Raw genomic sequence first — 18,905 nt, 5'->3', positions numbered from 1 at the left:
ATCTCGGCCGCCGTGTCCAGCGTCGAGGTGTTGCTGACCCGGCTCGATCCGGGGGTTCCCGTGCCCGCCTACGCCCGTCATGGCGACGCGGGCGCTGATCTGGTCACCACGTCGGACGTGGTCATTCCACCAGGTGAGCGCGCCGTGGTCGGAACCGGTGTCGCGATCGCGCTGCCCGACGGGTTCGCCGGGTTCGTTCACCCGCGGTCCGGACTGGCCGCGCGGGTCGGCCTGAGCGTGGTGAACACGCCGGGCACGATCGACTCCGGCTACCGCGGTGAGATCCGCGTTTGCCTCGTGAACCATGATCTTCGTGAGCCGATCGCGCTGTCGCGTGGCGACCGGATCGCCCAGCTCGTCGTGCAACGCGTCGAGCACGCGGTGTTCCGCGAGGTCACCGAGTTGCCGGAAACGGAGCGCGGTGCGGGAGGCTATGGCTCGACCGGCGGGCACGTGGTGCTCGCCCGGATGAAGGCGGAGGGGTAGGGGCATGTTCGGAAGGCGCCGCAAGCGCGGTCGTCACTCCTCGGGGGCGGTCGAGACCGGTCCCGAGCACGACGAGGTCTTCGACGACGTCGACGGCCCGTGGGACTCGACGGTCGCGCCCCAGGACGACGTCGAGCGGCTCGACCTGGGCTCGGTGCAGTTGCCGATGCCCGACGAGGCCCAGCTGCAGGTCGAGATGGACCAGCAGAACGGCTCTGTGCGCGCCGTGCACGTCCTCACGTCCGTCGGCCAGCTGACGGTCAGCGCGTTCGCCGCGCCGAAGTCGGGCGGCCTCTGGCGCGAGGTCGGCGCCGAGCTGATCGACGGCCTCAAGGAGGACGGCGCCCGCATCAACCGGGAGAACGGCGAGTGGGGCGAGGAGATCACCGCGCGCAACCAGGGCGTGCGGATCCTCTTCGTCGGAGTCGACGGCCCGCGGTGGATGCTGCGCGGCGTCGCGGCTGGCCCCGAGGAGCACTTCGAGCAGAACGCGCAGGCGCTGCGCGAGATGCTGCGCGGCACCGTGGTCGTGCGCGGCGAGCAGCCGATGCCGCCCCGCACCCCGCTGCCGGTCGAGCTTCCCGAGGCGATCGCCCGGCACATCCAGCAGCAAGAGGGCTAACGAGCCCGCTGCCACGCCTGCACCGCGCGCCCCAGTGCGTGCGGGTAGGCGTTCAGCGTCGTTGTGACGAGCACGGCGCGCGGGATGGCTTCCGCCCAAGCCCGCGCGACCGCGATCGGGTGCACCGGGTCATCGGTGCACCCGACGATTCCCGTCGGCACGTCCAGCGACCTCAGCTCGTCCAGCGTGGGCGCGAGCGACTCGGCGGCTTCTTCGAGGTGCGGCACGAGCTGCTCGCCGTAGCCGCGCCAGGCCCGGTTCAGCTCGTCGTGCAGCCAGCCGGTCGTGCCCGCGAGCGCCGTCGTGAGGCCCTGCGTCCGGACGATCTCCGCGCTGGCTTTGGCCGCGAGCGCCGCCGGTGCCTCGTCCGGGGCCCCTGACCACGCCGGCAGCGCCAGGATCAGCCCCGCGCACCGGTCCGGGTTGGCCACGGCCCACCGCGCGGCGACGTGCGCGCCGAGTGAGACGCCACCCACCACGATCGGGTGGCCTGCCGGGGCATTTTCGAGTGCCGTCAACCGTTCACCGAGTGTGCGAACGCGTGGTGCGTTGAGAACGGCACCGACCTGCGACAACGGCTCGGTGAACACGGATCGGACGAACACCTCGTCGGAGGCGGTTCCGGGCAGCAGGAGGACGGTCTCGGCAGGCACGCCCGAGATTGTCGTTGCCCGTGCGTACCCTCACTGTCAGACGGCCCACACCACGGGGCCACCAGAGCAATGCAGGAGTCGGGGATGAGCGGCTATTGGCGCCGCTTGGTGCGTCGCTTGACCAGCGACGTCACCGAGCTCGACGCGGACGACCTCTCGCGAAAAGCGGAGGCCGTCGGCGCGGTGAAGGCCTGCGACTGCAAGTCCGGTGAGGAGGTCACCGTCCTCGGAAGGCTCCGCAGCGTGGAGCTCTGCCCCCGGGACGCGGCCGCCACCCTGGAAGCCGAGCTCTACGACGGCACCGAGGGCGTCACGCTCGTCTGGCTCGGTCGCCGCCGCATCGCGGGAATCGAGCCTGGTCGGACGATCAAGGCCCGGGGCCGCATCGCCGTGCGCGACGGGCGCAAGGTGCTCTACAACCCCTATTACGAGTTGCAGAACGCTTCATGACCTCAGCTGAGACCGAAGAAAAGCAGCCCACCGTCCTAGAGCAGATGGGCGGCGTGAGCGGAATGCTCTACTCGTCGCTGCCCGTCCTGGTCTTCGTGATCATCAACTTCGCGACCAAGAACCTGATGGCCGCGATCATCGGCTCGCTCGCCGCCGCCGTCGTCATCGGCGTGATCCTGGCCGTGCGCAAAGGCACCATCCAGCCCGCGATCTCCGCAGTCTTCGGCGTGGGCATCGCGGCGTTCATCGCCTACAAGACCGGCGAGGCCAAGGGGTTCTTCCTCTTCGGCATCTGGCAGAGCGTCGTGTACGGCAGCGCCTTCCTGCTGTCGATCGTCGTGCGCCGGCCGCTCGCCGGCGTGATCTGGACGTTCCTCAACGGCAGAGACCGCTCCTGGCGCGAGGACAAGGCCTCGGTCCGCGACTACGACATCGCGACCTTCGTGTGGGCCCTGGTCTTCTTCGCCCGCTTCGTGGTCCAGCGCTGGCTCTACGACGAGGACCAGGTCGGCTGGCTCGCCGTCGCCCGCCTCGGCATGGGCTACCCGTTGATGGCCATCGCCCTGCTCGCCACGGTCTGGGCGGTCCGCCGCGCCGACAAGCGCCTCAAGGCGGCCGAGGAGGCCGCCGAGGCCAAAGCCACGGCGGAGGCCGAGGTCGAGGACGTGCTCGCACGTACGGCCGACGACCTGCTCACCCCGGACATGGACGAGCTCAAGCGCGTCGTCGACGCCGAGTCCCGCGACAAGTCCAGAGACTGACCCGCTCCACTTCGAACGCGGCCGGCGCCTCCCACTGGGGGCGCCGGCCGCGTTTGTTCTGGGCGTGACACAGCCGGCCACAACGCAAAGGAGAAGACGGAGTCATGGGCACCTTCGGCACCGGCCCGTTCGACAGCGACGGAGCCCTGGACCTGCTGGACGACCTCGCCGCCCGGCCGGCGGACAGCCGCGCCGACGTGCTCGCCGCGCTACTCGGCCGGCCGATCGCCGACCCGGAGAGCATCGGCCGCGAGTTGTTCGCCGACGAAGTCGTCGCAGCGGTCGCCGTGGTCGCGTCCGGACTCTCCGGGCATCGCGCCGGCGAGCAGTGGTGGCACGACGTCGCCGGGAAGGCCGCCGCGGTTCTGCCCATCCCCGACCTGGACCGGTTGGTGCCGACGGCGACGGCCGCGCTGGCGATCGTCGCCGAGCCGTGGGGCCGGGACTGGACCTCGCCGGACTACGCCGTCGCCGCCGAGGAGACCGCGCGGCGACTGGCCGAGGCGCTGTCCGCGGCCGACTGAACGCCTGGCCCGTCGCTCGCTCCGCTGCCCACCCGGATGCAAAAGACGTTTGCGGACGTCCGCAAAAGACTCATTGCAAAGGTGGTCCGAAGGGCGGGCGGAGGCGTAAGTCCAGGTCGGGTGCGCGATATATCGGATATTGGGGTATCGGCGAGGCGTCAGGACGGGCCGAGCACGGTTCGCAGTTCGTCGCGCCCCGTCACGCCGAGAACCCCGTAGATCGCGTGCAGGTGGTTGTCGACCGTGCGTTTGGACGTGTGGAGCTGTTCGGCGATCTGCTGGTTGGTGAGCCCGGACGTGGCGAGGCGGGCGACCTCGGCCTGGCGCCGGGTCAGGTGGGTGAGGTCGTCGGCGCACAGGGCCGGGGTGCGGACGCCGTCGAAGTCGCGCATCAGCAGGGCCTGGCGGGCGGAGGCCTGGGAGGCGGCGCGGGCGTTGCCCTGGGTTCGGTGCAGGCGGGTGGCGGCGGCGAGGGCTTCGGCGGCGTAGAGGGTGGCGCCCAGGCGCTGGAAGTCCGTTGCCGTGGCCTCCAGCGCGGTCGGTGCGGCGTGCGCGAGGGCGGTCGCGTGTGCCGTGTAGGCCGCTGTCATCGGGTCGTCCATCGTGGACGTGAGGGCGGTGAGGCGCTGGGACGTGTCCACGCCGAGACGGGCGGCGTTGTGCAGGGCCATGGCTTCGTTGCCGTGCGCGCCCAGTTCGGCGCATTCGTCGGCGGCGGCCATCGCGGCGTCGGCGGCGGCGCGGAGGTCGCCGGTGCAGGCGAGCACCTGGGAACGGGTCACCGAGACCGTGGTCCCGGTCAGGCGCCACGCCGGGCGGCGGGCCTTCTCGGCGCGGGCCAGGGCTTCCTGGGCCAGGGTGGCCTCGCCGCAGATCGACGCGGAGCCGGCCAGGTTCGCCAGCGCGATGGCGTCGAAGATCAAGGGACGCGACGGGGATTTCGGGCTGCCTTCGCGGGCCAGGCGCAGGGCTTGGGAGCCGTGGCCTCGCATGCGCGCGCAGAACGACAGCACGCCGTAGAGCGACGTCGCGCCGGTGAAGGCCAACTCGTCGAACGCCCGGTCGTGCATCGTCAGCGCGAGGGCTTCCGCTTCGGCGAGGTTGCCGGCGAACGCCAGCGCGAAGCAACGCATGCGCAGAGTGCCGTCGTCGGGCTCGGACAAGTCCTCCAACGCCTCGTAGGCGGCGATCTCCTTCGAAACCTCGCGATAGCGGCCCGCGTGCAGGAGGCACAACGCTCTGGTGCGTCGCAAATGGACGCTCAGATGCGGCGCCACGGGCTGATAGGTGCTCTCCAGCACTGTCGTCACGTGGCCGTGTTGCGCGGCCTCGATCACCCGGACGACCTGAAGCCAGTCGCGCAGGTCGGCGGGGAGGCCGGGCACGTCGACGCGGTCGAGCACCGCGGCGGCGGCGTTCGCGTCGCCCAGACCGAAGTGGAGGTTCATCGACCGGGTGGCGCCGAGGCGGCTCAGATCCTCCGGCGACAACGGGCCCGCCATGACGTCCGCCAGTGTCGCCTCGGCCTGGTCGGGTGCGCGGCCGTGCATCAGGACCTGGCCGAACACGTGCCCGACGCGGGTCAGCCCGCCCGCCTCGACGGCGCCGCGGCACAGGCGTTCGGCGAGCGCGACGTCCTGTGCGGCCCAGGCCTGTTCGGCGGCCGCGGCCAGCAGGTGCACCGAGATGGGCGAACCGCCGTCCAGTCGCCAGGTGGCGATGCGCATCAGGTCTTCACGGCGGCGTGCGCCTGTTGCTTCCAGAGCGGTGGCCAACGCGCGTTGGTGTGACTGCGCGCGCAACGTCGGGCACGTCGTACGAAGCAGGCTGCCGTACAACGGGTGCCCGAGCCGCACGACCATGCGGCGCCCCGACGGCACGACCCGGATCAACCCGCGCGTCTCCAGGTCGTCGAGTGTCTCCTCCCGCACCAGTGACGCCAGCAGGTCCAGTTCCACCGGCTCGGAATACGCGAGCAGTTCCAGCGCGTGCCGGTGCGGCGGTTCCAGCCGGCCGAGGTTGGACTGCACGAGTTCCGCGAGCCGTCCGCCGAGCTCGATCGCGCCGTGCCACGACCAGATGCCGTCCTCCGCGCGCAACACCCCCACCGCGCGGCCCGACACGACGAGTTCCCTGAGGTACAAGGGGTTTCCCGCGCTGCCCGACCACAGCAGCGACGCGGACCGGGTGTCGATCGGCCCGTCCAGCGCGCGTTCGAGCAGCAGATCGGATTCGGCCCGTGACAGGTCGCCCAGCGGGTAGCGCCGCAGCAACCCCTCCTGCCACAGCTCCGTGCGCTCACCGGGCCGCGAGGTCACCAGCACCCGCGCGTGTCCGTGCCGGATCACGTGGTGCAGCAACGCGATGGAGGCGTCATCGAGCAGATGCGCGTCGTCCACCACGATCGTCAACGGCCGCGGTGAAGCCAGAAGGTGCTCCACGGCGCGACCGAGCGGGTTCGCCGTGCGCATGTCGGCGGGCAGCATCGCGGCCATCGCCCCGAACGGGATCGTCGACGTCGCCACCGTCGCGTAGCAGCGCCGCACGGTCAGACCGGTGTGCTCCAGCCGTGCCACGACCTCGTCCGTGAGCCGGGTCTTGCCCACACCGGCGGGACCGACGAGTGCGGCGCCTTTCTCGTCGGCTCCGGTGAGCGCGGACATCACGTCCTCGAGCTCCCGCACTCTGCCCACGAACGGCCACACAACTCGCAGTGTGCCGAAGGTCCGGCTCACCGCGCACATCGATTTACGCGCCTTGGCCGAACAACGCGCGCAAGCCACCCCGTCCCGTCACGCCCACCGCCGCGTACGTCGTGTGCAGATGGTTGTCCACGGTGCGTTTGGCGATCGCGAGCCGTTCGCCGATCTCCACGTTCGTCAGCCCGGCCACGGCCAGCCGCGCGATTTCCAACTGGCGTGGCGTCAACGCGGCGAGCGTGCTCGTCACCACCAGACCGGGCGTGGTCGCGCCGTCGAACGACTCCGCGAGCGCCGCCGCCTGCCGCTCCAGCCGGTCCGCGTCACGAGGCCGGTCGTGCAACCGCGAGAGCCTGCTGGCCTCCGCGAGCGCCTCGGCCGCGTACAACGTGGCACCGCACGCCGTGAACGCCGCCGCCACCTCCTCCAACCCCGCCGGGTCACGCAACGCGCGCGCCTGGGCGTGCGAGGCGTACGCGGTCGTGAGCGGATCCTTACGCGACTTCGCGAGCTCCAGAAGGCGAGGCGAGGTGTCCGCACCGAACCGTGCGGCGTCGTGCAGCGACCCGATCTCCTCGGAATAGGCACCGTGCGCCCGAGCCAAGGTCGCGTTGTCCAACGCGGTTTGCATCGCCTCGTTGACGCGCCCGGCGCCCGCGAGCACCCACGACCGTGCAGCACCCACGGCGAACTGCGCGATACGCCACGCGGGACGCAACCCGGCTTCGGCGCGAGCCAAGGCACGGAAAGCGCGATCCGACTGCCCCTGCAACGCCGCACCGGCCGCGAACTCGGCCAGCAGCAACACGTCCCACATCATCGGCTGCGCGGCCGGGTCCGGAACGCCCTCGGCGGTGATCCGCACCGCCGACGCGGCCCTTCCCCGCAACCGGGCGCTCTGACTCAGCAGCACCCGCGGCGGCACCTGCGTGACCGACCAGCGGTCCTCCTCGATCACCTCGGCCAACGCCTGCGCGCCACGCTTCTCCGCACCTACGAGATCACCGCACCGCAGAGTGCTCTCGTTGCGGACACCGTTCGCCGCGCTCATCAACGACGGGAACCGTCCCGCTGTCGCCAGCACGGCCTCATGGTTGTCCTCGACCCGTGCGATGGCCTCGGTGTAGCGGCCCGCAAACTGGTCGGCGAACGCCAGCACCTGTCGTCCCGCCGTCGCCGCCCAGCCGCCCTCGGCGATCAGCAGCTCGGCGCCGAGCCGTGCGATTCCCAACGGCGCGGCCTCCAGCGCGAACGTCAGCGCGAAGAACAGCACCGCGTGCTCCGACTCGGCCGGCAGCTCCCGTGCGGTGACGAGATCCAGCACGGCCACGGCGGCGTCCTCGTCACCGAGGCCGAAGAACAGGTTGTACGCGCGCGCACAGCCGACCTGGATCACCGTCAGCACGTCGCCGCCCGCCGCCATGGTCTCGGCGAGCACTTCCTCAGCCTGTGCGCACTGACGTTGGTACATGAGCACGAGACCCAGCACGAGCCCCACTCGTGATGTCGCCCCACGCGCCATGGCGGCGCGCGAGAGCCGTTCCGCGAGCTCCCAGTCCTGAGCGGACAGTGCGTGCTCGGCAGCCCGGGCCAGCACGTCCGGCGACTCGGCCGTCCCGCTGTCGAGCCGCCACGTCGCGACGCGCACCGCGTCATCAGGCCGGTTCGCGCCTTCCGATTCCAGCCGATCGGCCAACGCACGGCGGTGCGCTCGCGCCCGTAAAGTCGGGCACGTCGCTCGTAAGCGCGCGCTGTAGAGCGGATGCGCGACGCGTGCGCGTCCGTCGTCACCGACGCGCACGAACCCCATGTCGACGAGGTCCTGCGGAACTGGCAGCAACCTGGGTTCGAGCGGTTCGCCGTACGCGAGCAGCTCCAACGCCCGCCGCTGCGGTTCCGCGAGCCGTCCCAGCGTCAGGTCGACGAGCTCGGCGAGCCGCCCGGACAGCTCCAGCGGTCCGCTCCAGTTCCACCCGCCCACGGTCTCCGTCAGCGCGCCGGAGTGCCGGCCCGCGGCGACGAGTTCCTTGAGGTACAACGGATTTCCCTGGCTGTTCGCCCACACCAGGTGCCGCGTCGAGGTGTCGGCAGGTCCGCCGAGAGCCGTCGCCAGCAACGCGCCCGCACGTTCCTGGTCCAGCGCGTCCACCCCGACGACGGCCAGCCCCTCCATGCCCCAACCGGGCCTCGCGGTGCAGATGACCCGCGTCAGCCGGTGACGCACAAGATGCTGCAACACCAACAACGACGCGTCATCGAGCAGATGCGCGTCATCGACCGACAACACTCGCCGCCCGCCACGAGAGAGATGCTCAGCGGCCGCGCGCACGGACGACGACGGCAGGATCGACCCCCGCGAGGCAGACAGATCGGTGGGCACGAGCGACGCGATCGCGCCGAGTGGAATCCGGGACGTGGCGACCGTGGCGTAACAACGCACCACCGGGTGCGGCACGGCGGTGAGAGCCTCGGCGGCCAGACGTGTCTTGCCCACGCCCGGAGGGCCGGACAGCAGCACCGCGCCGTCCACGGCCAGCGCACGCAACGCGGTCCGAAGCTCTCTCTCGCGCCCGACCAGGGGCAGCTGATCGCTCACAGGTGGTAAGTGCTCGCTTCCGATGCGCAGATACCGGACCGGACGAGCATGCCCTGTATCAGGCGGTGAGCGGCAGGCGTCGAAAGTCCATGAACCTTCTCAAACGCAAGGCCGCGATCCTGGCGGCACTGACCCTCGTCGCCGGTGGCGTTTTTGTGACGTCCTCCGTGGCGCAGGCACAGAACACCATCTACGTCCAGTCGAAGTTCAACGGCCGGTGCATGACGGCGGCGACCGGGCAGAACGGTGCCGGCGTCATCATGGTCGACTGCCAGAACGCCCTCACCCAGCGCTGGTACTGGGACGGGCTGAGACTGCGCAACGCCGACGGCGGCAGATGCCTCACCGCCGCCTGGGGTAACCTCGACAACGGCGCCCACCTGCAGATGTACGACTGCCAGGCGAGCAACAACGCCTTCCAGCTGTTCTACCGACCCGCCTCGACGACCGCGGAGGTCGGCCGGATCCGGTCGTGGCAGTCCGGCAACCGGTGCGTCGAGATCGCGGGCGCGAACTGGTGGAACGGCGCCTCCGTGCAGCTGTGGGACTGCCACGGAGGCGGCAACCAGTACTGGTGGGCCTAGTACCCCAGTGCGGTCTTGATGTCCTGCTCGACGGCGGCGGTGGTGACGAACAACAGCTCATCGCCGCCTTCGAGCGTGTCGTCCGGCTGCGGCACGATGACCCGCCCGCCACGCAGGATCGTCACCAGAGCGGCGTCACGGGGCAGCTCCAGCTCCGAGACCGCACGGCCGGCGAACGGCGTCGACTCGTCGAGCGTGATCTCCACGAGGTTCGCCTGGCCCTGACGCAACGTCATCAGCCGTACGACGTCACCGATCGTCACGGACTCCTCGACCATGGCGGCCAACAGTCGTGGCGTCGACACGGCGACGTCGACACCCCACGACTCGGTGAAGAGCCATTCGTTCGTCGGGTCGTTCACACGCGCGATGACGCGACGGACCGCGAACTCCGTCTTGGCCAGAAGCGACACCACGAGGTTGACCTTGTCGTCACCGGTCGCGGCGATCACCACGTCGCACAGGTGCATGCCCGCGTCCTCCAAAGAGGACAACTCGCACGCGTCGGCCTGCACCCATTCGGCCTGCTCGACCGAGTTCGGGTCGAAGTGCTTGCGGTCCCGCTCGATGAGCATGACCTGGTGCCCGTCCGAGACGAGCTCCTGCGCGATGGACCGCCCCACCGCTCCCGCACCAGCGATAGCGATCCGCATCAGCTCTCCTCCGGTGCCTGCAGCGCCGCCGCCGCGACGTCGGTGATCGTGCCGGACAGCGCCGCCACGTAGATGGTGTCGTCGGCCTGCACGACGGTCTTGGCGTCCGGCAGCACGCCCGTGCCGAAGCGCATCACGAACGCCACGCGCGCGCCGATCGCCTCTTCCAGCTCGCGCACCGGCCGCCCGACCCAGGCCTCGTCGACCTCGATCGGCAGCACCGCCACGGTCCCGGACGGGTCGCGCCACGCCGTCGCCGCGCCTTCGGGCAGCAACATCCGCAGGAACCGGTCGGTCGACCACGGCACCGTCGCCACGGTCGGAATTCCCAGTCGCTCGTACACCGCGGCACGCTTGTGGTCGTAGATGCGCGCGACGACGTGCTCGACTCCGAACGTCTCGCGCGCCACCCGCGCCGAGATGATGTTCGAGTTGTCACCGCTGGAGACCGCCGCGAACGCGCCCGCGCGCTCGACACCCGCCTCGATCAGGACATTGCGGTCGAAACCATTGCCGACGACCTGCTGCCCGTGGAAGTCGCTGCCCAGCCTGCGGAACGACTGCGGGTCCTTGTCGATCACGGCGACCTGGTGTTCGAGTCGCTCCAGAGCCCTGGCCAGGGACGCCCCCACCCGGCCACACCCCATGATCACCACGTGCACGACATGCCTCCTCAGGCGAACTCTCCGCAGAACCTACCGAGCATTAGCCCGTCCCGGTGAGCGGACCCCTTACGCTCTGCCGGTGTCCAAGCTCGCCACCGCTGCCAAACGCCTCCTGGTAGGACGGCCGTTCCGCAGTGATCGCCTCGCGCACACCCTCCTGCCCAAACGCATCGCCTTGCCCGTGTTCGCCTCCGACGCCATGTCGTCGGTCGCGTACGCGCCCGAGGAGATCTTCCTGATGCTGTCGGTGGCGGGCCTGAGCGCGTACACCATGGCGCCGTGGGTCGGGGTCGCGGTCGTCGTGGTGATGCTCACCGTGGTCGCCAGCTACCGGCAGAACGTGCACGCCTACCCGTCCGGCGGTGGCGACTACGAGGTCGCGACCGTCAACCTCGGCCGCAGAGCGGGACTCACCGTGGCGAGCGCCCTGCTCGTCGACTACATCCTCACGGTCGCGGTGTCGATCTCGGCGGCCGCGGCGAACATCGGCTCCGCGATCCCGTTCGTCGCGACCCACAAGGCGGAGTTCGCGGTCGCGGCCATCGTGCTGCTGACGGCGGTGAACCTGCGCGGCATCCGCGAGTCCGGCAGCGCGTTCGCCGTGCCGGTCTACGCCTTCATGATCGGTGTCTTCGGACTGATCGGCTACGGCCTGTTCCGCGGTTTCGTGATGGGCGACGACATGCGGGCGGAGAGCTCGGGCCTCGAGATCCACGCCGAGCAGGACCACCTGATGGGACTCGCGTTCGTGTTCCTGGTGCTGCGGGCGTTCTCGTCCGGCTGCGCCGCCCTCACCGGTGTCGAGGCGATCAGCAACGGCGTGCCCGCGTTCCGCAAGCCCAAGTCCCGCAACGCCGCGACGACGCTGCTGCTGATGGGCACCATCTCGGTGGTCATGCTGATGGGCCTGATCATCCTCGCCCAGCTGACCGACGTGCGGATGGCGGAGTTCCCGGCGCAGCAGATCACCAACGCCCCGGCGGGCTACGAGCAGAAGACGATGGTCGCGCAGATCGCGCACGCCGTGTTCGACAACTTCCCGCCCGGCTTCTACTTCATCGCCGGCGTCACCGCGCTGATCCTGGTGCTCGCCGCGAACACCGCGTTCAACGGCTTCCCGGTGCTCGGCTCGATCCTCGCCCAGGACCGCTACCTGCCGCGGCAGCTGCACACCCGCGGCGACCGGCTGGCGTTCTCCAACGGCATCATCTTCCTGGCCGGGTTCGCGGTCGTGCTGGTGATCGCGTTCGACGCCGAGGTCACCCGCCTGATCCAGCTCTACATCGTCGGTGTGTTCGTGTCGTTCACGCTCAGCCAGCTCGGCATGATCAAGCACTGGCACCGGCTGCTCAAGACCGAGACCGACGAGCAGGCGCGCCGGCGGATGCGGCGTTCGCAGGCCATCAACACGTTCGGTCTCGCGCTGACCGCGACCGTCCTGATCATCGTGCTGATCACCAAGTTCACCAAGGGCGCGTGGATCGCCATCGCCGCGATGGCCGCCATCTACGCGTTGATGACCGCGATCCGCAAGCACTACGACACCGTCGCCGAGGAGCTCCGCAAGCAGGAGCGCGTGCGCACGATGCCCGCGCGCAACCACGCGATGGTGCTGGTGTCCAAACTGCACATGCCGACGCTGCGGGCGTTGTCCTACGCCAAGGCCGTGCGTCCGGACGTGCTGGAGGCCGTCACCGTCAACGTCGACGACGGCGACACGCGCCGGCTCGTCGCGGAGTGGGAGAAGGAGAACTTCAAGATCCCGCTCAAGGTGATCGAGTCGCCCTACCGGGAGATCACCAAGCCCGTTCTCGACTACGTCAAGCGCGTCAAGTCGGACAACCCGCGCGACGTTGTTACGGTGTTCATCCCCGAGTACGTCGTCGGCCACTGGTGGGAGCAGCTTCTGCACAACCAGAGCGCGTTGCGGCTCAAGGGAAGGCTGCTTTTCCAGCCGGGTGTGATGGTGACCAGTGTCCCGTGGCAGCTCGAGTCCTCGGTGAAGAAGGTCAAGGACAAGGACGTCATCGCGCCCGGCGCTGTCCGAAGGGGACTTGACGACCGATGAGCACCACCAAAGAAGACTGGACCGGACGCAAGTTCGAAGTAGAAGTAGGACCTGTCGCCCACGGCGGGCACTTCGTCGCACGGCACGAGGGGCGCGTTCTGTTCGTGCGTCACGCGCTGCCCGGCGAACGCGTTGTGGTGTCCGTGTACGAGGACAACGGCGGCTCGTTCTGCCGTGCGGACGCCGTGGAGATCCTGCAGCCGTCACCGGACCGCGTCGAGGCGCCGTGCCCGTTCAGCGGACCGGGGATGTGCGGCGGCTGCGACTTCCAGCACGTCTCGTGGGACGCGCAACGGGAGCTGAAGGCCGAGGTCGTCCGCGAGCAGCTGTCGAGGCTCGCCAAGATCGAACGCGACGTGGTCGTGGAGGCGCTGCCGGGCGGTCCGCTGGAGTGGCGGACCCGGATCCGGATGGCCGTCGGCCGCGACGGGAGGCCGGGCTTCCGGGGCCTGCGTTCCCACGATGTGATCCCGATCGACCACTGTGTGATCTCCAAGCCGGGCATGGTCGAGTCGGTGACCGACCGAAAGTGGCGGGCACAGGAGCTCACGATCGTCCAGGACGGTGACGGCAACCGTCATGTGGGTGAGGTGCGTGGCCGACACACCACGCGACGCGCCGGAACCGGTACGGCCGTCGAGACCGCCGCCCAACGAAAGTGGCGAGTTTCGGCGGATGGTTTCTGGCAGGTCCACCCGGCCGCCGCGGACACGTTCGCGTCCGTCGTGGGGGAGTGGGCCGCGGCCGAGCCGGGGCAACGCGCGTGGGACCTCTACGGCGGTGCGGGGCTCTTCGCGTCCGTGCTCGGACGGCAGGTCGGCGAAAACGGATCCGTGCTGGTCGTGGAGTCCTTCCCCGGTGCCGTGGAGGACGGCCGGCGCAACCTCCGCCGCATGTCCCAGGTGGAGTGGGTGGCGGACAAGGTGGAGCTCGCCGTGACCCGCAAACTGCCCGTCGAGAACCCTCATGTCGTGGTCCTCGACCCCCCTCGCAAGGGGGCGGGCAAGGTCGTTGTGGCTGAAGTCGCACGACGCCGTCCCGAACGGGTCGTCTACGTCGCCTGCGACCCCGCCGCTCTGGCCCGCGACCTGGCCGAATTCACAGTTCAGGGGTACCGGCTCGCGGAGCTGCGGGCGTTCGACGCGTTCCCCATGACCCATCACATGGAGTGCATCGCCCTGCTCGTGCCTGAGACGAGCTGAGGCAGCGTCTCAGTCGCGTCTCCGTAGACTGAGCCGAAGTCTTCAGGAGTGAGGTGGGCGTGGTGACCCTGCTGGAGTCCGTGCACGGACCAGCTGATCTGAAACGGATGGACGAGGCGCAGCTGTCGCGCCTGTGTGAGGAGATCCGGCGTTTCCTGGTCGACAAGGTGTCCAAGACGGGCGGGCACCTGGGCCCCAACCTGGGTGTCGTCGAGCTGACCGTGGCACTGCACCGGGTCTTCGACTCGCCGCAGGACCCGATCGTGTTCGACACCGGTCACCAGTCGTACGTGCACAAGATCGTCACGGGCCGCCGTGACGGATTCGACCGGCTGCGCAAGATGGGCGGCATGTCGGGCTACCCGTCGCGGTCGGAGTCCGAGCACGACGTGCAGGAGAGCTCGCACGCCTCGACGGCGCTGTCCTACGCGGACGGCCTGGCGAAGGCGAAGCAGATCAACGGCGCCCACGGCCACGTGGTCGCGGTCGTCGGCGACGGCGCGCTGACCGGCGGCATGTGCTGGGAGGCGTTGAACAACATCGCGGCGGACAAGACCCGTCCCGTCGTGATCGTGGTCAACGACAACGGCCGCTCGTACTCACCGACGATCGGTGGTCTCGCGGACCACCTGTCGTCGCTGCGGCTGCGTCCCGGCTACGAGCGCGTGCTGGAGAAGGGCAAGAGCGCGTTGCAGCAGACGCCGTTCTTCGGCAAGCCTCTCTACGCCGCGTTGCACGCCGCCAAGCGCGGCATCAAGGACGCGCTGGCGCCGCAGGCGATGTTCGAGGACCTCGGCCTCAAGTACATCGGCCCGGTCGACGGTCACGACATGGCGACGCTGGAAGCCGCACTGCAGCGCGCGAAGTCGTTTGGCGGCCCGGTGATCGTGCACGCGGTCACCCGCAAGGGCATGGGGTTCGCACCGGCCGAGAACCACGAGGCCGACCAGATGCACGCCACCGGCGTCATCGACCCGATCACCGGCGAGGACGTCAAACCGTCCAGCCGGACCTGGACGCACGTGTTCTCCGACGCGCTGGTGCAGGTCGGCCGCGAGCGTTCCGACATCGTGGCGATCACCGCCGCGATGCAGGGGCCCACCGGACTCGACCCGTTCGCCAAGGCGTACCCGGAGCGCTTCTTCGACGTCGGCATCGCCGAGCAGCACGCGCTGACGTCCGCCGCCGGTCTGGCGATCGGCGGTCTGCACCCGGTCGTGGCCGTCTACGCGACGTTCCTCAACCGAGCGTTCGACCAGTTGCTGATGGACGTCGCACTGCACAAGCAGGGCGTCACGGTCGTGCTGGACCGGGCCGGCGTCACCGGTCCGGACGGTGCGTCGCACCACGGCATGTGGGACATGTCGATCCTCGGCGTCATCCCCGGCGTCCACGTGGCGGCGCCGCGTGACGCCGGCACGCTGGTCGAGGAACTGCGCGAGGCCGTGGCGATCTCGGACGCGCCGTCGGTGATCCGCTACCCGAAGGCCTCGGTCGGCCCGGACCTGCCCGCGTTGGAGCGCGTGGGTTCCGTGGACGTGCTTCGGCGTTCGGGCAACGACGTGCTGCTGGTGACCGTGGGCGCGTTGGGCGGGCTTGGTCTCGAGGCCGCGCAACGGCTGGAGGACCAGGGCATCGGCGTGACGGTCGTCGACCCGCGGTGGATCTACCCGATGTCGGTGGACCTCGTGGAGATGGCCGCGTCGCACAAGCTCGTGGTGACGGTCGAGGACGGTGGCCGGCACGGTGGCTTCGGCTCCTCGCTCGCGGCCGCGCTGCGCGATGCCGATGTCGAGGTGCCGTTGCGCGACATCGCTCTGCCGCAGCGCTTCCACGACCACGGTGACCGTGGCGAAGTGCTGGCGTTGTGCGGCATCACCGCGCAGGACGTCGCACGGCGCGTGACGGAGTGGGCTGCTCGCCTGGAGTGCCTGCCTGTGGAAATCGACGCGCCCGCGGAGAAGTAGTTCGGCTAATCTCCACCTCGCGCCGCCTTCCGCGGCCCGGCAGGACTTCCTCGCCGGGTTCCGCTGTCGGGGCGAGCGCATGGCGCTGAGAGGCACCAGGTTCAACTCCTGAGCGCCACGACCCCGGTCGCACACGGGGGCGACGAGCTTTGCGAGTCCCTTGTGGACTCCCGTTCGCCGCCCCGCCGGCCGGGGTCGTGGTCTGTCCGGACGAGGTGGAGACGATGAAGCACACGTTGTACCCGTGGGAGCGGGGTGTTCGGTTCGATCGCGGTGTTCTGGCGGGTGAGGTGGAGCCCGGCCAGCACAAGTTCCCGCGGCACGTCGTGCTGCACCGTGTCGACGTTCGTCCGCGCACGATGACTCCTGCCGCACAGGACGTACCTACTTCTGACGGCGTGCTGGTCCGTGTGACCGTTGTCGTGCGCTGGGCCGTGTCCTCGGCGACGACGTTCGTGGTGGCGTCCGCTGGACCTGAGGCGGAGCTTTACACGGCCGTGCAGCTGGCGTTGCGCGGTGCGGTCCTCACGCGCGCACACTCCGCAGTTGACGCTGAGCGTGACGCCATTGCTGCCGAGGTACTGGCCGGTGTGGCCGCACGGGCTGCTGAGCTGGGTGTATCGGTTTCCGATGTGGCCGTGCGCGATGTCGTGATGCCCGGTGAGCTGCGTCGAGCCGCTCTGGCGGAGTTGGTGGCCGCGTCGGAGGGACGTGCGGCGTTGGAGCGGGCACGCGGGGAGACGGCGGCGCTGCGCTCGTTGCTCAACGCGGCCCGGTTGGCCGAGGAGCACCCGGCGTTGCTGGAGATTCGTGCGCTGCAGACGGCCTCTACCGTCGTTGTCGATCGGCCTGCACGGAGGTCGTGAAGGTGTCGTTAAGCGCCTTCTCAGGTGAATGTGGCACCTTTGAGGCGTGCGGATTCTGGTAGTCGAGGACGAGGCGCCTCTGGCCGACGCGATCGCTCGCGGCCTGAGGCGCGAAGGCATGGCCGTGGACGTCGCCTACGACGGCGAGAGCGGGCACGAGAAGTCGACCGTCACGCGGTACGACGTGGTCGTGCTCGACCGCGACCTCCCCGGGATGTCCGGCGACGAGCTGTGCAAGGAGATCCTCAGCTCCGGCGCGCTCACCAGGGTCATGATGCTGACGGCGAGCGGGTCCATCGAGGATCGCGTGTCCGGCCTGTCGCTGGGCGCGGACGACTACCTCGCGAAGCCGTTCGCGTTCCCCGAGCTGGTCGCGCGCGTGCGGGCGCTGGCCCGGCGCGCCACCCCGGCGACGCCGCCCGTGCTCGCTGCTCAGGACGTCGAACTGGACCCGGCGCGGCGCACCGTGTCGCGCGGCGGGCAGCCGATCGAGCTCACCCGCAAGGAGTTCGGGGTCCTCGAGGTGCTGCTCGCGGCCAAGGGATCGGTCGTCAGCAGCGAGGAGCTGCTTGAGCGCGTGTGGGACGAGAACGCCGATCCGTTCACCACGACCGTGCGCGTCACCGTGATGACGTTGCGCAAGAAGCTGGGCGAGCCGGGCATCATCGACACCGTCGTGGGCTCGGGCTATCGGGTTCCCAGTGCCTCGAACGGCTCTGCAGAGGACTGACCTGTGCGACGACGCGGGCCAGGACTGCGTCTCCGGATCACGCTGCTCACCACCGCGCTCGTCGCCGTGGTGAGTGCTGTCCTGCTCTTCCTCGGCTGGACGCTGGTCGGGCGGGTCTTCGACTCGTCACCGTCATTCCCCTCCGACACCCAGGTCACGGTCGACGGCGTCACCGTCACCGTGAAGGTGCTGACCGACGCGTTGACGGCCACCGCGCGTCAGGACCTGCTGCGCGCCGGGTTGATCGCGTTCGCGTGCATGGTCGTAGCTGCTGCTGTCCTAGCGTGGACGTTCACCGGCCGTGTCTTGAAGCCTCTGCACGACGTGACGGGTGCTGCCCGCCGGTTGTCGGCGGAGTCGCTGGGGTCGCGGCTGCGGCTGGAGGGTCCGCGTGACGAGGTCGCGGAGCTCGCGGACACGTTCGACTCGATGCTCGACCGGCTGGAAGCGGCCTTCGACTCGCAGCGCCGGTTCGTGGCGAACGCATCGCACGAACTGCGCACTCCTCTCTCGGTGGTGCGCACGGAGCTGGACGTGACTCTGTCCGATCCGGACGCCGACGTCGAAGAGCTGCGACGCATGGCCGGTGTCGTGCGTGCGGCGGGGGAGCGTGCCGAACAGTTGGTGTCGGCGCTGCTGCTGCTCGCACGTACGGACGGGATCGGGCTTGCTGTGCGTGAGCCGGTGGATCTGTCCGCTGTGGTCGAGTCCGCGTGGAAGGCGACACGGGCCGAGGCCGAGGCACGGAACCTGCGCGCGGTGTTCCGGTGCGTACCGGCGCTCGCGGTCGGGGATCCCGCGCTGCTGGAGCGCATCGCCGGCAACCTGCTGGAGAACGCCATCCGGCACAACCACGTCGGCGGATGGATCGAGACCGTGGTGGAGACGGGGCCGCAGTGGTCGGTGCTGCGGGTGTCGTCGTCCGGTCAGCTGATCCCGCCGGATCGCGTGGAGGAGCTGTTCGAGCCGTTCCGCCGCGGGGGCAAGGACCGGACCAGCCAGTCCGGCACGGGGCTCGGACTCTCGATCGTGCGTGCCGCGGTGGCCGCTCACGGCGGGTTTGCGCAGGCAGTGGCCGTGCCGACCGGTGGTCTGTCGGTCTCCGTGCACCTGCCGGCCGCACCCCGCTGAGCCTGGATACAAGATTGTCGGCGTGGTCCCGGTCACACTCTGCGTCGATCTTGGCAGGTTTGGGCCGTCCGCGTAGTGCCTGACCTGCGGTTACGCCGTTAGTGACCCCCGATTTGGATCTCCTGGGGGCCCCGTGTAAATTTCTCCATGCCAGCACGGAACGGGCCGGGAAACACAGCCGGAACGGAGTGCGGCGAAAGACTTCTAAGCTTGACACAGCCCCGGAAGTGACTCTCCTCGGAGATGAG

Annotated in this window: 17 protein-coding genes; 12 read left to right on the top strand and 5 right to left on the bottom strand. The window is 69.7% G+C overall.

The window, feature by feature from the left end; translation table 11 throughout:
• Window positions 1-12 precede the first annotated feature (12 nt).
• Window positions 13-486 (top strand): dUTP diphosphatase, encoded by a 474-nt coding sequence (dut, locus tag SK854_RS28630; protein WP_319978224.1) that lies wholly within the window; start codon window positions 13-15, stop codon window positions 484-486.
• Between the two features lie 4 nt (window positions 487-490).
• Complete coding sequence (locus SK854_RS28625) at window positions 491-1,108, top strand: DUF3710 domain-containing protein (protein WP_319978223.1); 618 nt, start codon at window positions 491-493, stop codon at window positions 1,106-1,108.
• Here SK854_RS28625 and SK854_RS28620 read toward each other — a convergent pair.
• On the bottom strand, window positions 1,105-1,761 hold the full coding sequence (locus tag SK854_RS28620) for an alpha/beta fold hydrolase (RefSeq protein ID WP_319978222.1): 657 nt from the start codon (window positions 1,759-1,761) through the stop codon (window positions 1,105-1,107). The two genes, SK854_RS28625 and SK854_RS28620, sit on opposite strands and share 4 nt — an antisense overlap.
• Window positions 1,762-1,830: 69 nt before the next feature.
• On the opposite strand from SK854_RS28620, the gene SK854_RS28615 reads away from it, so the two are divergent.
• The 3 genes from SK854_RS28615 to SK854_RS28605 all read left to right on the top strand — a co-directional run bounded on the left by SK854_RS28615 (window position 1,831) and on the right by SK854_RS28605 (window position 3,496).
• Window positions 1,831-2,211 carry an OB-fold nucleic acid binding domain-containing protein gene (locus SK854_RS28615; RefSeq protein WP_030474780.1) on the top strand — a complete coding sequence of 127 codons (381 nt, stop codon included), beginning with the start codon at window positions 1,831-1,833 and terminating at the stop codon, window positions 2,209-2,211.
• Window positions 2,208-2,972 carry a DUF3159 domain-containing protein gene (locus SK854_RS28610; protein WP_319978221.1) on the top strand — a complete coding sequence of 255 codons (765 nt, stop codon included), beginning with the start codon at window positions 2,208-2,210 and terminating at the stop codon, window positions 2,970-2,972. Before SK854_RS28615 ends, SK854_RS28610 begins: the two co-directional genes overlap by 4 nt.
• A gap of 104 nt (window positions 2,973-3,076) precedes the next feature.
• On the top strand, window positions 3,077-3,496 hold the full coding sequence (locus SK854_RS28605; RefSeq protein WP_319978220.1) for a DUF4259 domain-containing protein: 420 nt from the start codon (window positions 3,077-3,079) through the stop codon (window positions 3,494-3,496).
• A 158-nt stretch (window positions 3,497-3,654) separates the two neighbouring features.
• Here SK854_RS28605 and SK854_RS28600 read toward each other — a convergent pair whose 3' ends face one another.
• Window positions 3,655-6,201, bottom strand: coding sequence for a LuxR C-terminal-related transcriptional regulator (locus SK854_RS28600; RefSeq protein WP_319978219.1), 2,547 nt, complete (start codon window positions 6,199-6,201; stop codon window positions 3,655-3,657).
• A 43-nt stretch (window positions 6,202-6,244) separates the two neighbouring features.
• Entirely contained in the window at window positions 6,245-8,791 is a 2,547-nt protein-coding gene (locus tag SK854_RS28595; protein WP_319978218.1) for an AAA family ATPase, read from the bottom strand.
• Between the two features lie 89 nt (window positions 8,792-8,880).
• On the opposite strand from SK854_RS28595, the gene SK854_RS28590 reads away from it, so the two are divergent.
• Window positions 8,881-9,375 (top strand): RICIN domain-containing protein, encoded by a 495-nt coding sequence (locus SK854_RS28590; RefSeq protein WP_319978217.1) that lies wholly within the window; start codon window positions 8,881-8,883, stop codon window positions 9,373-9,375.
• Here SK854_RS28590 and SK854_RS28585 read toward each other — a convergent pair.
• Window positions 9,372-10,028, bottom strand: coding sequence for a potassium channel family protein (locus tag SK854_RS28585; protein ID WP_319978216.1), 657 nt, complete (start codon window positions 10,026-10,028; stop codon window positions 9,372-9,374). The genes SK854_RS28590 and SK854_RS28585 overlap by 4 nt on opposite strands.
• Window positions 10,028-10,690 (bottom strand): potassium channel family protein, encoded by a 663-nt coding sequence (locus SK854_RS28580; protein ID WP_319978215.1) that lies wholly within the window; start codon window positions 10,688-10,690, stop codon window positions 10,028-10,030. The genes SK854_RS28585 and SK854_RS28580 overlap by 1 nt, the downstream gene beginning before the upstream one ends.
• A gap of 82 nt (window positions 10,691-10,772) precedes the next feature.
• On the opposite strand from SK854_RS28580, the gene SK854_RS28575 reads away from it, so the two are divergent.
• From SK854_RS28575 to SK854_RS28550, 6 genes are all read left to right on the top strand, one after another.
• Window positions 10,773-12,761: an APC family permease gene (locus tag SK854_RS28575; RefSeq protein ID WP_319978214.1), complete on the top strand. Its 1,989-nt coding sequence runs from the start codon at window positions 10,773-10,775 to the stop codon at window positions 12,759-12,761.
• Entirely contained in the window at window positions 12,758-13,963 is a 1,206-nt protein-coding gene (locus tag SK854_RS28570; RefSeq protein WP_319978213.1) for a class I SAM-dependent RNA methyltransferase, read from the top strand. Before SK854_RS28575 ends, SK854_RS28570 begins: the two co-directional genes overlap by 4 nt.
• 62 nt (window positions 13,964-14,025) lie before the next feature.
• On the top strand, window positions 14,026-15,930 hold the full coding sequence (gene dxs, locus SK854_RS28565; protein ID WP_319978212.1) for a 1-deoxy-D-xylulose-5-phosphate synthase: 1,905 nt from the start codon (window positions 14,026-14,028) through the stop codon (window positions 15,928-15,930).
• A gap of 224 nt (window positions 15,931-16,154) precedes the next feature.
• Window positions 16,155-16,796, top strand: a complete 642-nt coding sequence (locus tag SK854_RS28560; RefSeq protein WP_319978211.1) for an SPFH domain-containing protein — start codon at window positions 16,155-16,157, stop codon at window positions 16,794-16,796.
• 46 nt (window positions 16,797-16,842) lie between these two features.
• Window positions 16,843-17,526 (top strand): response regulator transcription factor, encoded by a 684-nt coding sequence (locus SK854_RS28555; RefSeq protein ID WP_093599437.1) that lies wholly within the window; start codon window positions 16,843-16,845, stop codon window positions 17,524-17,526.
• 3 nt (window positions 17,527-17,529) lie between these two features.
• Window positions 17,530-18,657 carry a sensor histidine kinase gene (locus tag SK854_RS28550; protein ID WP_319978210.1) on the top strand — a complete coding sequence of 376 codons (1,128 nt, stop codon included), beginning with the start codon at window positions 17,530-17,532 and terminating at the stop codon, window positions 18,655-18,657.
• The last annotated feature ends 248 nt before the right edge of the window (window positions 18,658-18,905 follow it).

The organism is Lentzea sokolovensis (assembly GCF_033949975.1).
Classification (GTDB): domain Bacteria; phylum Actinomycetota; class Actinomycetes; order Mycobacteriales; family Pseudonocardiaceae; genus Lentzea; species Lentzea sokolovensis.
The sequence above is the reverse complement of the archived record's forward strand: the minus strand, read 5'-3'. Positions and strand labels throughout refer to the sequence as shown.